The following is a 13,382-nucleotide window of genomic DNA, read 5'->3' on the forward strand; positions in this document are numbered from 1 at the left end:
CCTCCCAGGGGTTGTGAGCATGCCTCCCCTTAGAGACTAACGAAGCGTGTTCATCCGGTGTCAAGACGCCGGACGAAATCGGCTGCGCGACTGGGATTCTCGATCAGTGCGGCCACTGCCATTCGGCGACGGCGGGCAGGTCCTCGCCGTGGGCGCGGGTGTGCTCGCGGGCGGCGTGGCGGGCGTCGACCATGCGCTGCCGGAGCCCGGCGGCGTTCTGGCCCAGACCGGGCACGCGGTCGATGACGTCCATGACGAGGCGGAAGCGGTCGAGGTCGTTGAGCATGACCATGTCGAACGGCGTGGTCGTGGTGCCCTCCTCCTTGTAGCCGCGCACATGGATGTTGTCGTGGTTCGCGCGCCGGTAGGTGAGCCGGTGGATGAGCGTCGGGTAGCCGTGGAACGCGAAGAGCACCGGCTTGTCGGCGGTGAAGATCGTGTCGAACTGGCGGTCGCCGAGGCCGTGCGGGTGCTCGGAGTCGGGCTGGAGCCGCATGAGGTCTACGACGTTGACCACGCGCACGCGCAGCCGCGGCAGGGCCTGGCGCAGCAGGTCGGCGGCGGCCAGGACCTCCAGTGTGGGCGCGTCCCCGGCGCAGGCGAGCACGACGTCGGGCGACTGGCCGTCGTCGGTGGAGGCCCACTCCCAGATGCCGAGGCCCCGTTCGCAGTGGCGCACGGCCTCGTCCATGCTCGTGTACTGCAGTGCGGGCTGCTTCCCGGCGACGACCACGTTCACGTACTGGCGGCCGCGCAGGCAGTGGTCCATCGTGGACAGCAGGGTGTTGGCGTCCGGCGGCAGGTAGACGCGCACGATGTCGGCCTTCTTGTTCATCACGTGGTCGATGAACCCGGGGTCCTGGTGGGAGAAGCCGTTGTGGTCCTGGCGCCACACGTGGCTCGAGAGCAGGTAGTTGAGCGAGGCGATCGGCTGGCGCCACGGGATCGAGTTCGTCGAGTCGAGCCACTTCGCGTGCTGGTTGAACATCGAGTCGACGATGTGGATGAACGCCTCGTAGCTGGTGAACAGGCCGTGCCGGCCGGTGAGCAGGTAGCCCTCGAGCCAGCCTTCGCACAGATGCTCCGAGAGGGCCTCCATGACCCGCCCCTGCGGGGCCTGGTGCTCGTCGGTGGGCAGGATCTCGGCGCCCCACTGGCGGTCGGTGGCCTCGAAGGCCGCGCCGAGGCGGTTCGACTCGACCTCGTCGGGGCCGAAGAGCCGGAACCGGTCCGGGTTGGCGGCGATGACGTCCCGGATCCACTTGCCGAGGACCTTGGTGGCCTCGCCGGTGGTGCGGCCGTGGCCCTTGATCTCCTGGCCGTACTCGCGGTAGTCGGGGAGGACGAGGTCGCGCAGGAGCAGCCCGCCGTTCGCGTGCGGGTTGGCGCTCATGCGCCGCGCCCCTCGCGGATGCATCTCGAGCAGTTCGGGCGCGGGCTTGCCGGTGGCGTCGAACAGCTCCTCGGGACGGTACGAGCGCATCCACGCCTCGAGCATCGCCAGGTGCTGGGGGTTGCCGCGCACCGCCGCTAGCGGCACCTGGTGCGCCCGCCACGTGCCCGCGACGGGCACGCCGTCCACATCGTCCGGTCCGGTCCAGCCCTTCGGGGTCCGCAGGACGACCATCGGCCAGCGCGGCCGGATCGGCGTGCCGTTCGCCCGGCGGCGCGCGTCGGCGCGGATCTCCGCGATCCGGTCGAAGCACGCGTCCAGCACGGCGGCGAGCTTCTGGTGGACGCTCGCGGGGTCGTCGCCCTCCACGAGGAACGGCTCGTAGCCGACGCCGCGGAAGAACGACGTGCGGTCCTCGTCGGAGATGCGCGCGAAGATCGTGGGATTCGCGATCTTGTACCCGTTGAGGTGCAGGATCGGCAGGACCGTGCCGTCGGAGACGGGGTTGAGGAACACGTTCGAGAACCACGAGCCGGCCAGCGGGCCGGTCTCGGCCTCGCCGTCGCCCACGACGCACGCGACCGTGAGGTCCGGGTTGTCGAACGCGGCCCCGTACGCGTGCGAGAGCGCGTAGCCGAGCTCGCCGCCCTCGTGGATCGAGCCGGGCACTTCGGCGGCCACGTGCGAGGGGATGCCGCCGGGGAAGGAGAACTGGCGGAACAGCTGCCGGATGCCCTCCTCGGAGTGGTTCACCGAGGGGTGGAGCTCGGGGTAGGTGCCTTCGAGCCAGGTGTTGGCGACGATGGCGGGGCCGCCGTGGCCGGGGCCGGTCACGTAGATCATGTCGAGGTCGCGGGCGGTGATGCACCGATTGAGGTGCGCATAGAGGAGGCTGAGGCCGGGGCTGGTGCCCCAGTGGCCGAGCAGGCGCGGCTTGATGTGCTCGGGGCGCAGGGGTTCGCGGAGCAAGGGGTTGTCGAGCAGGTAGATCTGGCCGACGGTGAGGTAGTTGGCGGCCCGCCAGTAGGCGTCGATGCGGGCCAGCTCCTCATCGCTCAAAGGCGCGGTCGACAGGCCGGATTGCGTCGTGTCCATGCGTCCGAGGGTGCCGCATCAGGGCGGGCCTGAACCGCGATTCGCGGGAATACTTCGCATCGGCCGCCGCGGCTCAGTCGACCTCTTTGAGCATCCGCTCCACATTCGCCAAGCGGCCCTTGATTTCTGCCAGGGACGCCTGCACCTCGGTGCTGTCCAGACTCATCTTCGCGGCGAGCTCGTGGTAGGCGTCCTCGCGGGCCACCGAGGCCTTCGCCTTCGCGGTGGTCGCCGCGTACACGATGCCCGCGATGATGACGGCGGTGACGAGCAGGCCGAATCCGAAGACGAACAGCATCCCGGCTTGTCCCATGTTCATGGCGAGGTTCCCTCTCTCTTGTCGGTCGACGGGGGCAGCGTCGGCAGGGCCGACTTGACGATCTGCGGGGTGATCTCCAGCTTGAAGGGGACCGCCTCGAAGTACTTGACGGCCTTGCCGTCCTCCGAGAGCTCCAGCGAGCCCTTCACCAGGCCCGCGGACTGGAGCTTCTGCAAGTGCATGTGAAGGAGGGGGCGGCTCATCCCGAGTTCGCGGGCCAGGTGGCTCACGTACTGCCGCCCGTCGGCGAGCGCCCCGAGGATGCGCAGCCGGTGCGGGTTCGCCAGGGCCGAGCCCACCGCGAGCAGGGCCGCGCCGGTCAACTCCTCGGTTCCCATGAAAACCATCCTTGTCGCATGTCAGAAAATTCTGACACATGTCAGGACCGTCTGCGGGCCCGGGGCCGCGGTTAAACCGATTGCCCCGTAGCGCCCGCCCGGAAAGAATCGAGGCATGATCGCCGACCACCTCCCGATCCACCGGCTCCGTCTGCGGACCGAACGCCTCGAACTGCGCCTGCCCGCGAACTTCGACGAGCTCGCCGCCCTCGGCGAGGCCGCCGCCGCGGGCGTCCACGACCCGGACTTCATGCCGTTCTCCGTGCCGTGGACCGCCGCCGACCCCGCGACGGTCGCGCGCGGGACGATCGTCTGGTACCACCGGGCCATCGGCCGCTGGGAACCGCAGGACTGGGGCATCCCGTTCCTGGTCTTCCACGAGGGCAAGGCGATCGGCTCGCAGGTCGTCGCCGGCAAGGACTTCAAGATCACCCGCGAGGTCGACTCCGGCTCCTGGATCGGCCGCGCCCACCAGGGCAACGGCTTCGGCACCGAGATGCGCGCCGCGATCCTGCACCTCGCGTTCGCCGGACTCGACGCCCAGACCGCCCGCAGCGGCTCATACATCGGCAACGACGCCTCCGAGCGCGTCTCGCGCCGCCTCGGCTACCGCGCCGACGGCGAGGAGTTCCACGTCGTCCAAGGGAAGCGGCGGCACCTGCGGCGCTGGCGGCTCTCGCGCGCCGACTGGGAGGCGAACCGCAAGCACGAGGTCGTGATCGACGGCCTCGACGACGACGTACTGGACATGCTCGGCCTCGCGAAGGAGACCCCGTGACGCTCACCGACTACCTGCCGGCCTACCGGCTGCGCCTGCGCACCGACCGGCTCGAGCTGCGCCTCCCGGACCTCGACGACCTCGTGGCCCTCGCTGACGAGGCCGCCGCGGGCGTCCACGGACCGGACTTCATGCCGTTCCTGGTGCCGTGGACCGAGTGCGAACCGGTCGAGCGCGGCCGCCGAACGCTGCTGCACCAGATGGGCGTCATCGCCGGGATCACCCCCGAGCGGTGGATGCTGCCGCTCGTCGTCCTCCACGACGGCAAGGTGATCGGCATGCAGGAGGTTGGCGCGACCGACTTCAAGGCGACCCGCGAGGCGCACACCGGCTCGTGGCTGGGTCTCGCCCACCACGGCCAGGGCTTCGGCACCGAGATGCGCGCGGCCGTGCTCGAGTTCGTGTTCACCGGGCTCGGCGCCGACTTCGCGCTGAGCGCCTCGTTCGAGGGCAACGGGCCGTCGGAGGGCGTCTCGCGCAAGCTCGGCTACAAGGCCGACGGCATCGACCACAAGGTCCTCAACGGCGTGCGCCGCCAGGACAACCGCTGGCGGCTCACCCGGGCCGACTGGGAAGCGAACCGCAAACACGAGGTCGCGATCGAGGGCCTGGACGCCGAGGTCCTGGCGTCGCTCGGCCTCGACGGCGCCGAAGCCTGACCGGGACGGGCGCGGCCCAGGCGTGAGCCGCGCCCCAATCGGTCCCAAGGCCCTATCAAGGCCCGGGGAACGATGCGCTAAAGTAATCATCGTTCCCCGGTCAACACCGGAGAAATGCGGACGTAGCGCAGTTGGTAGCGCGACACCTTGCCAAGGTGTAGGTCGCCGGTTCGATCCCGGTCGTCCGCTCCAGTGAGTGAAAGGCCCGGTCTTCCGACCGGGCCTTTACTCTTGCCCGGGAACTGGGGCTGGCTCTGGGCGGACGTAGCGCAGTTGGCTGTGCCTTTGCAGCGCTTCGCGCTGGTGCGACACCTTGCCAAGGTGTAGGTCGCCGGTTCGATCCCGGTCGTCCGCTCCAGTGAGTGAAAGGCTCGGTCTTCCGACCGGGCCTTTACTCTTGCCCGGGAACTGGGGCTGGCTCGGGGCGGACGTAGCGCAGTTGGCTGTGCCTTTGCAGCGCTTCGCGCTGGTGCGACACCTTGCCAAGGTGTAGGTCGCCGGTTCGATCCCGGTCGTCCGCTCCAGTGAGTGAAAGGCTCGGTCTTCCGACCGGGCCTTTACTCTTGCCCGGGAACTGGGGCTGGCTCGGGGCGGACGTAGCGCAGTTGGCTGTGCCTTTGCAGCGCTTCGCGCTGGTGCGACACCTTGCCAAGGTGTAGGTCGCCGGTTCGATCCCGGTCGTCCGCTCCAGTGAGTGAAAGGCTCGGTCTTCCGACCGGGCCTTTCGCTTTGCTTATCGATGGGCCGCCCGTCGGACGGCCCTCTCGCTTATCCCTTGGCGTCCTTGGGAATCCAACGCATGTTCATCTCCTCCTCACTGGGCGGTGAGCTCGGCAGCGGGCCCCTGGCCGGCGCCTGCAGCGCCTGCAGGTACAGCTCCAGACTCCGCAGCCGCACCTCCCGCGTGCGTTCGGCGTCGCCGATGTCGATCGAGGCCAGCGACTCGGTGATCATGATGACGTCGCCGATCTTCACATCCTCGCGGATCGCGCCGGCCTCGTGGAGCTTCCGCATGAGCACGTCGTTCAATTCGGCCGCCGCCGCGCCCGCGCCGAACATGTCGGGCGTCGGCGTGAAGGTCCCCGCCAGCTTCACGGTGATCGAAGCCGTGTCCGCCGCCACGACCTGCCTCATGAAGCGGCAGAACGCCTCCCACATGTCGCCTTCGGCGTCGACCGCCTCCTGCACCAGCGCCACGTGCTTGGCCAGGCCGTCGCCGCAGAGCTTGCGGAGCAGGTCCTCCTTGCTCGGGTACCGCCGGTACAACGCACTGATGCCGACGCCGGCGCGCTTCGCGACCTCCGCGATCGGCGCCTCGGGGTTCGCCACGAACACCTCGTGGGCGGCTTCGAGGATGAGCTTGTCGTTGCGGGCGGCCTGGGCCTTGCGCCCGCTGAGCGGCTTGTCGGTCATGACGGCATCCTATCCGGAACAGAGCGATTCATTCTGTTGCACCTTTCTCGAGAGACGCCCCTGACCGGCCGCGCCCGCGAGGGCCCGACCGGTCAGGGGACTCATGGCATCTAGTGCTCGGCCTTGGCCTGCTTCGGGAGACCGAAGGCCACCCCGAAAGCGACCACGGTCAGCAGGACCGTGAGGCCCGTGACCAGCTGCGCCGCGCCCATCGCCGCGGCGGCTCCGGCGCCGATCGCGAACTGGCTGAAGAAGACCGTCCCGAGGCCGGCCACGCCCAGCGCCGCCGCGCCCTGCTGGAACGACTCCAGGAGCCCCGAGGCCGAGCCGACCTCGTGGTCTTCGAGGTCGCCGGTGATGATCCCGAACAGCGGCACGAAGATCGCGCCCATCCCGATCCCGAAGACCAGCAGGGCCGGGACCAACGCCCACGGGCCGGGGGCCGAGTCGCCGCCGAGCTGGAAGAACAGGATCGAGAGGCCGATGACCATGCCGGCGAGGCCGATGTGGAGGATGTTGCGGCCGAGCTTCGGCGCGATGCCCGCGCCGACACCGGAGCCGATGAACGCGCCGACCGCCCAGGAGGCCATCGCCAGGCTCGCCTTGAGCGGGCTGTAACCGAGGCCGAGCTGCAGGAACAGGCCGACCGCGAGCGAGAAGCCCGTCACCGAGCCGAAGAAGACGACCACGAACGCGATGCCGGAGGTGTACGAGCGCTTCTTGAAGACGCTCAGCTCGATCAGCGCGGTCTTGCCGCTACGGGCGCGGCGGACCTGGAGGCGGACGAAGACGGCCAGGACCGGGACGGAGGCGACGAGCATGGCGATCGACCAGGCGGGCCAGCCGAGTTCGTGGCCCTCGACGAGCGGGATGAGCAGCAGGCTCATGCCGACCGCAGCGATGACCGCGCCGCCGAGGTCGAGCTTCAGGCCCTTGACCGTGGGAGCGCCCGCCGGGAGGATCTTCACGCCCAGGGCGAGCGCGGCGATGCCGAGGGGCAGGTTGAGCAGGAAGATCGAGCGCCAGCCGGAGCCGAACAGGTCGGCGTCGACGAGCAGGCCGGCGAGAATGGGGCCGCCGATGGTGGCGAGGCCGATCATCGGGCCGAAGAGCGCGTAGGCCTTGCCCATCTCGCGGCCGAACATGTCGCGGATGAGGCCGAAGCACTGCGGCACCATCACGGCCGCGAACGCGCCCTGCACGACGCGGGCGATGAGCAGCAGCTCGATCGTCCCGGCCGCGCCGCACGCGAGCGAGGCGGCGAGGAAGCCGACCAGGCCGATCATGAGGACCTTCTTGCGGCCGAACATGTCGCCGAGGCGACCGCCGGTGAGCAGGCCGATCGCGAGAGCGAGCGTGTATCCGGCGGCGAGCCACTGGATGGTCGCGGCGGTGCCGCCGAGTTCGGTGCGGATCGCGGGAGCGGCGACGTTGACGATCGACGCGTCGAGCAGGTTGAGGAGGGTCGTCGCGAGGATCGCGATGAGCCCGAGCCAGCGCCGCGGGAAGGGCGCTTCATTTGCGGCCGAAGCGGTTTCGGCGGTGTCGACGGCCGCGGCGGGGCGCGCGGCGTCGTTGGTCGGGATTTCGGCGGTCAGGGTCACGGTTGCCTCCGGGCTCTCGTTGAAGCTGTGGAACGGAACGCTTGATTCCACTATAACAGACCGGAATGATCTGTTCCACTACGAAGGCTGGGAAATTTTCAAGGACCCGATGAACAGCGAAAACGCCCGGTCGAACCCGACCGGGCGTTGCAAGAAGCGGGTTCTAGGTCTGCTGGCCCGCGTTCAGGTAGCCGAAGATGATGATCATCGCGACCGCCACGATCACCAGCCACAGTGTGGCCTTGCGGAACTTGTGCCGGGCGCCGGGGGAGAACCACATGACTGCCGCGAGGATGAGCAGCACCCCGACCACCACGCCGGGCGCGGAGTTGATTCCTTCGTCCACTTTGATCCCTATCCCGTCAGAGCCGACCGACCGTGCCACGAGGCGACCGCGCCTCGACGGTCGCCCCGGTCGCCCATTCAATCATTCAGTGCGGAGCCGGACCGGTCAACCCGTTCCGCCGCAGTGCCGCCTATCCGTCACCACGAGCAGCTGGTGCCCTCGGACGTGCGCTCGTGGAAGTACACGGTGATCTGGGCGGTGTAGTCGGCGGTCTCTCCCGCCGTCGGGCTCTGCTGCATCACCGTGCAGTGCGCGGGCTCGGGGCTGTAGTAGTAGTAGCCGATCGCCGCGACCACGTTCGAGAACCCCGCCTGCGTCAGCTCGTCGCGGGCGTCGAACGTGGACACGCCGGTCACATCGGGCACCTCGCCGCTGCCCTCCTTCACGGTGTCGTCCCCGCCCGAGTCCTCCTCGCCGCCGCCGGTCTGGCCGCCGTCCTCGGTGCCGTCCCCCGCACCATCGCCCTCCGAACCGCCGGTGTCGCCCTCGGCGGCGCTCGACTCGGCTGCGCTCGTCGCGCCCGCCTCAGCGGTAGCGGTGTCGGCACCGGCGGTCGTGCTCGGCTCCGCCGTCGGGCTCGAAGACGCCCCTGTGGACGAATGGCCCTCCGCGCCTTCGGCGACCCGCCCGTCGCCCGCGAACGGGTTCAGTGCCAGGACCGCGATCACGACGGCCACCAATGCGACCGCCGCGCCGACGAGGATCATCCGGCGGCGCCGGCGCGGATCCGGCTGCTCGACCGCCGCAGGCTGCGCGGGCCGCGTCACCGGAGGCGGGAACGGCGCCCGCGCCGCGGGCGGGGCATCCGCGGTCGTTGCGTCCTTTGAGGACTTCACCGCCGGGGGCGTCTCGACCGGGTGCTGCCCGGTCGTGGCCGCCCGGGCCGCCGCCGCGAGCACGTCGCCGGACTCCCAGCGGTCCTCAGGGGATTTCAAGAGTGACCGGGAGACGATCCCGGCGACCTCGGCCGACACGTCGGCCGGCAGCGCGGGCGGCTCGGAGTACAGGTGCCCGTGGATGACCGCCGCCGGGTCCGCCGCGTCGAACGGCGGCGTCCCGGTCAGGCACTCGTACGCCACGGCCCCCAGCGAGTACAGATCGGACGCGCCCGTGACGCCCTTGTCCCGCAACTGCTCCGGCGAGACGTAAGGCGCCGTGCCCAGCACCTGGTCGCTCGGGGTGAGCCGCGACCGGTTCTGGAACAGCGAGATCCCGAAGTCCACCACCTTGACCCTGTCCTCGGCGTCGATGAGGATGTTGCCCGGCTTGATGTCCCGGTGCACGATCCCGCGCCGGTGCGCCGCCGCCAGGGCCTCGGCCGCCTGCGCCATGATCGTCATCGTCCGGGCCGGGTCGAGCTTCTCCTCCCGGTGCAGCAGCTCCGCCAGCGAGACGCCGTCGACGAGCTCCATCACGAGGAACACGACCGTCCGGTCCCCGTCGGCCTCCTCGCCGAAGTCGTAGACCTCCACGCACCCCGGGCCCTTCAGGCTCGCCAGGGTCTTCGCCTCCCGCTCGAACCGGTCGCGCGGCCGCTGCGAGCCGTCGAGGCCCGCGTGCAGGACCTTCACTGCCACCGTGCGGTCGAGCCGCTCGTCCTCGGCCCGCCACACCGAACCCATCCCGCCTGAGGCGATCACGCGGTCGAGTCGGTAGCGGCCGGCGATGAGCGTTCCGGAGTCCACGGGCAGTCCTCGTTCGGGGTGTCGAATCGCGCGACCGCCTGCGGGCCAATAAGGGTCGTGAACCGGCGGCTCGCGGTGTCGGCGCTGCTGTCGGGCAGGAGGTTCCACTCTAAGACGCGCCCGCCAAGACCCCGCCGCCGCCCGGGCCGTGAAGCGCGACGCCTGGCGGACGTTCAGGTCCGGGCCGCGCGAAATCCCGTAGGCTGTCAAGCGAACCGGAGCGGCGATCGCGACAGCAAGCGTCACCAGGCGGCCCACAGGCGTGCCGGACGAGGAGAAGCCAATGACCGAATTCATCGAAGTCCCCAAAGGCCTGGACCGTGTCGTCGTCGCCGACACCGAGATCGGCGACGTCCGCGGCGAAGAGGGCTTCTACCACTACCGCCAGTACAACGCGGTGGAGCTCGCGCAGCGGTGCTCGTTCGAGCAGGTCTGGTACCTCATGACCCACGCCGCCCTCCCCACCCGCGACCAGCTCGCCGAGTTCAAGGACCAGGTCGCGCCCTACCGCACCCTCACCTCCGGGCTCCGCGGGCTCCTGCCGCTCCTCAAGGGCGCCACGCCCCTCGACGGCCTGCGCACCGCGCTCTCCGCGGCGTGCGCGGCCCGGCCCATGAAGCCCGTCCTCGACATCGACGAGGCCGCCCGCGCCGACGACGCGCTCTTCGCGTGCGCCGTCACGCCCGCGATCCTCACCGCCATGTGGCGCATCGGCCAGGGCCTCGAACCGCTCGACCCCCGCGAAGACCTCGGGTACGCCGCGAACTACCTGTACATGATGACCGGTGAGGTCCCCTCCGAGGCCAACGCGCGCGCCGTAGAGCAGTACCTCATCCTCACGATCGACCACGGCTTCAACGCCTCCACGTTCACCTCCCGCGTCATCGCCTCCACCGGAGCGGATCTCGGTGCGGCCCTGGTGGGTGCGATCGGCGCGCTCTCCGGCCCGCTGCACGGCGGCGCGCCCGCGCGGGCCTTGGACGCTTTGGACGCGATCGGCGGCCCCGACAACATCGACGCCTGGATTCGCGGCGAGCTCGAGGCCGGGCGGCGCATCATGGGCTTCGGCCACGCCGTCTACAAGACCGACGACCCGCGCTCGCTCCACCTGCGCGACGTGGCCGACGGCCTCGACGGCGAGATCGTCGACTTCGCCAAGACCGTCGAGCGCCGCGTGGTCGAGATCCTCGCCGAGGTCAAACCGGGCCGCAAGCTCTACACGAACGTGGAGTTCTACGCCGGGGTCGTGATGGAGCTCGCGGGCGTGCCGCGCACCATGTTCACCCCGACGTTCACGACCAGCCGCGTCGTCGGCTGGAGCGCCAACATCCTCGAGCAGGCCCGCGACTCCAAGATCATCCGCCCGCGCGCCCGCTACGTCGGCACCCCGCCGCCGCAGCCGGTCCCCGCGGACGGCTTCGCCAGCTGACACGGGCGCCGCGGCCCGAGCGGGCTTCGCGGCCGTTCACGCTTTCAGGTGACACGGCCGCCGGTTCGCGGCGTTCTTGTCGGACCCCCGCGCCATGGTGGGACCTACCTTTCCCCCGGGTGGGTGGGGGATAGGGATGGCAGTCACGAGAGCGGCGCCGCACGGGCGCAAGCTCACAGGTGAGCCGCCGCGCAGATACGCTGCGCGGCTCGCACGGGATGGATAGCGTTGGAGCCGTGGCTCAAAGTCTCTACCTCGCCAGTCTCGACCCCGGCAGCGGCAAGTCCGCCGTAGCGGTCGGCGTCATGGACCTGCTCACCCGGCGCGCCGGCTCCGTCGCCGTGTACCGCCCCATCGTCCGCGACGAGCACACGCTCTCCGGCGACCCCGTCATCACCCTCCTCCGCGACCAGTACCGCCTCCCGAGCCCCTACGAGGCCTCGGTCGGCGTCACCTACTCCGACGTCCGCTCCGACGCGGACGCCGCCCTCACCTCGATCGTCGAGCGCTACCACGCGCTGGCCGACGCGCACGACGTCGTCCTCGTCGTCGGCTCCGACTACTCCGATGTGGGCGCTTCGGTCGAGTTCACCTACAACACCCGCGTGGCCGTGAACCTCGCCGCGCCGATGCTCCTCGTGGTCGCCGGCCACCGCAAGAGCCCCGCCGAGATCGCCGCCGCCCTGCGCTTCGGCACCGCTCAGGCGGAGGCCGACCACGCCACGGTCCTCGGCACCGTCGTCAACCGCGTCGACCCGGCGGACGTCGAACTCGTCAAGGCCGCGCACCCCGGCACCGGCGTCATCGCGGAGGACCCGGTCGTCGTGGCGCCCACCGTGGGCGAGCTCATCGAGGCCGCCGACGCGACCCTCATCTCAGGCGACCCGGACGTCCTCACCCGCACCGTCGGGGACGTCGTCGTCGCGGCGATGACCCTCCCCAATCTCCTCACCCGCCTCGCCGACGACAAGGCCGTGATCCTCCCCGGCGACCGCTCCGAAGTCCTCCTCGGACTCCTCGCCGCCCACCAGGCCGAAGGCACGCCGAGCCTCTCCGCGGTGTTCCTCACCGGCGGCATCCGGCCCGAGCCGCAGATCCTCGACATCGTCGCCGGCCTCGACTCGCGCCTGCCGATCGCCCTGGTCCAGCACGACACGTTCGACATGGCGAACCTCGTCGGCGACACCTCCGGCTCGCTCGCCGCCGGCGGCCAGCGCAAAATCGCCCGCGCCCTCGAGGACTTCGCGGCCGGTGTGGACGGCGACGACCTGCTCGACCGGCTCGCGCTCGCCAAGCCGACCGTGGTCACCCCGGTCATGTTCGAGCACGCCATGATCGGGCGCGCCAAGGCCCTCGACAAGCACATCGTGCTGCCCGAGGGCGCCGAGCCGCGCATCCTCAAGGCCGCCGAGATCCTCATGCGCCGCGACGTGGCCCGCCTGACGCTCCTCGGCGAGGAGTCCGAGATCCGCTCGCAGGCCGGGCAGCTCGGCGTCGACCTCGGCGGCGTCGCGATCCTCAACCCGGGCGACCATGAGATCCGCGAGCGGTTCGCGAAGGAGTACGCGCAGCTGCGCGCCCACAAGGGCGTCACCGTCGAGCAGGCCTACGACACGGTCGCCGACGTCTCCTACTTCGGCACGATGATGGTCCACACCGGCATGGCCGACGGCATGGTCTCGGGCGCGGTCCACACCACCGCCCACACCATCCGGCCGTCCTTCGAGATCATCAAGACCAAACCCGAAGTCGCCGTGGTCTCCTCGGTGTTCTTCATGTGCCTGGAGGACCGGGTCCTCGTCTACGGCGACTGCGCCGTCAACCCCAACCCCGATGCGGCGCAGCTGGCCGACATCGCGCTATCCTCTGCTGACACCGCCATCGAGTTCGGCGTGGAACCGCGCGTGGCGATGCTCTCGTACTCCACCGGCACCTCGGGCCACGGCGAAGCCGTGGACAAGGTCCGGGCGGCCACCGAGATCGTCCGGACCCGCAGGCCCGGACTCCTGGTGGAGGGCCCGATCCAGTACGACGCCGCCGCCGACGCCGGCGTCGCGGGCACGAAACTGCCCGACTCGCAAGTGGCCGGGAAGGCCACGGTCTTCATCGTCCCCGACCTGAACACCGGCAACAACCTGTACAAGGCCGTGCAGCGCTCCGCCGGCGCGATCGCCGTCGGCCCGGTGCTCCAGGGCCTGCGCAAGCCCGTGAACGACCTGTCGCGGGGCGCGACCGTGCCCGACATCGTCAACACCGTCGCGCTGACCGCCATCCAGGCGAGCCAGCCCGGCTGAGCCCCCGGGGCTCGCGAGAAAGGAACGCC

General features: G+C 70.3%; 11 protein-coding genes and 4 tRNA genes. 8 read left to right on the top strand and 7 right to left on the bottom strand.

Annotated elements, in window-relative coordinates; all coding sequences use genetic code 11:
- Positions 1 to 103: 103 nt before the first annotated feature.
- The 3 genes from J5V16_RS01420 to J5V16_RS01430 form a co-directional block, all read right to left on the bottom strand.
- A complete protein-coding gene (locus tag J5V16_RS01420; protein ID WP_208494166.1) occupies positions 104 to 2,488 on the bottom strand; it encodes a phosphoketolase family protein in 2,385 nt (794 codons plus the stop codon).
- 73 nt (positions 2,489 to 2,561) lie between these two features.
- Positions 2,562 to 2,807 carry a hypothetical protein gene (locus J5V16_RS01425; protein WP_208494167.1) on the bottom strand — a complete coding sequence of 82 codons (246 nt, stop codon included), beginning with the start codon at positions 2,805 to 2,807 and terminating at the stop codon, positions 2,562 to 2,564.
- On the bottom strand, positions 2,804 to 3,145 hold the full coding sequence (locus tag J5V16_RS01430) for an ArsR/SmtB family transcription factor (protein ID WP_243900564.1): 342 nt from the start codon (positions 3,143 to 3,145) through the stop codon (positions 2,804 to 2,806). The genes J5V16_RS01425 and J5V16_RS01430 overlap by 4 nt, the downstream gene beginning before the upstream one ends.
- Positions 3,146 to 3,260: 115 nt before the next feature.
- Between J5V16_RS01430 and J5V16_RS01435 the strand changes: the two genes are divergently transcribed.
- From J5V16_RS01435 to J5V16_RS01460, 6 genes are all read left to right on the top strand, one after another.
- Positions 3,261 to 3,923, top strand: a complete 663-nt coding sequence (locus tag J5V16_RS01435; protein ID WP_208494168.1) for a GNAT family N-acetyltransferase — start codon at positions 3,261 to 3,263, stop codon at positions 3,921 to 3,923.
- A complete protein-coding gene (locus J5V16_RS01440; RefSeq protein WP_208494169.1) occupies positions 3,920 to 4,582 on the top strand; it encodes a GNAT family N-acetyltransferase in 663 nt (220 codons plus the stop codon). Before J5V16_RS01435 ends, J5V16_RS01440 begins: the two co-directional genes overlap by 4 nt.
- 116 nt (positions 4,583 to 4,698) lie before the next feature.
- Positions 4,699 to 4,774 (top strand) — tRNA-Gly (locus tag J5V16_RS01445).
- Positions 4,775 to 4,840: 66 nt separating this feature from the next.
- Positions 4,841 to 4,940 (top strand) — tRNA-Gly (locus J5V16_RS01450).
- Between the two features lie 66 nt (positions 4,941 to 5,006).
- Positions 5,007 to 5,106 (top strand) — tRNA-Gly (locus tag J5V16_RS01455).
- A gap of 66 nt (positions 5,107 to 5,172) precedes the next feature.
- A tRNA-Gly gene (locus J5V16_RS01460) sits at positions 5,173 to 5,272 on the top strand.
- A 78-nt stretch (positions 5,273 to 5,350) separates the two neighbouring features.
- Here J5V16_RS01460 and J5V16_RS01465 read toward each other — a convergent pair.
- From J5V16_RS01465 to J5V16_RS01480, 4 genes are all read right to left on the bottom strand, one after another.
- Positions 5,351 to 5,995 (bottom strand): TetR/AcrR family transcriptional regulator, encoded by a 645-nt coding sequence (locus J5V16_RS01465; protein ID WP_208494170.1) that lies wholly within the window; start codon positions 5,993 to 5,995, stop codon positions 5,351 to 5,353.
- Positions 5,996 to 6,105: 110 nt separating this feature from the next.
- Positions 6,106 to 7,599 carry an MFS transporter gene (locus J5V16_RS01470; RefSeq protein ID WP_208494171.1) on the bottom strand — a complete coding sequence of 498 codons (1,494 nt, stop codon included), beginning with the start codon at positions 7,597 to 7,599 and terminating at the stop codon, positions 6,106 to 6,108.
- A gap of 163 nt (positions 7,600 to 7,762) precedes the next feature.
- Positions 7,763 to 7,945 (bottom strand): hypothetical protein, encoded by a 183-nt coding sequence (locus J5V16_RS01475; RefSeq protein WP_208494172.1) that lies wholly within the window; start codon positions 7,943 to 7,945, stop codon positions 7,763 to 7,765.
- A 137-nt stretch (positions 7,946 to 8,082) separates the two neighbouring features.
- Positions 8,083 to 9,630, bottom strand: coding sequence for a serine/threonine protein kinase (locus J5V16_RS01480; RefSeq protein ID WP_208494173.1), 1,548 nt, complete (start codon positions 9,628 to 9,630; stop codon positions 8,083 to 8,085).
- 283 nt (positions 9,631 to 9,913) lie between these two features.
- Between J5V16_RS01480 and J5V16_RS01485 the strand changes: the two genes are divergently transcribed.
- Together J5V16_RS01485 and pta are read left to right on the top strand one after the other, a co-directional pair.
- Positions 9,914 to 11,059, top strand: a complete 1,146-nt coding sequence (locus tag J5V16_RS01485; protein WP_208494174.1) for a citrate synthase/methylcitrate synthase — start codon at positions 9,914 to 9,916, stop codon at positions 11,057 to 11,059.
- 218 nt (positions 11,060 to 11,277) lie between these two features.
- Positions 11,278 to 13,353, top strand: a complete 2,076-nt coding sequence (gene pta, locus J5V16_RS01490; protein WP_208494175.1) for a phosphate acetyltransferase — start codon at positions 11,278 to 11,280, stop codon at positions 13,351 to 13,353.
- The last annotated feature ends 29 nt before the right edge of the window (positions 13,354 to 13,382 follow it).

This window comes from Glycomyces niveus, from assembly GCF_017592475.1.
GTDB lineage: Bacteria > Actinomycetota > Actinomycetes > Mycobacteriales > Micromonosporaceae > Glycomyces > Glycomyces niveus.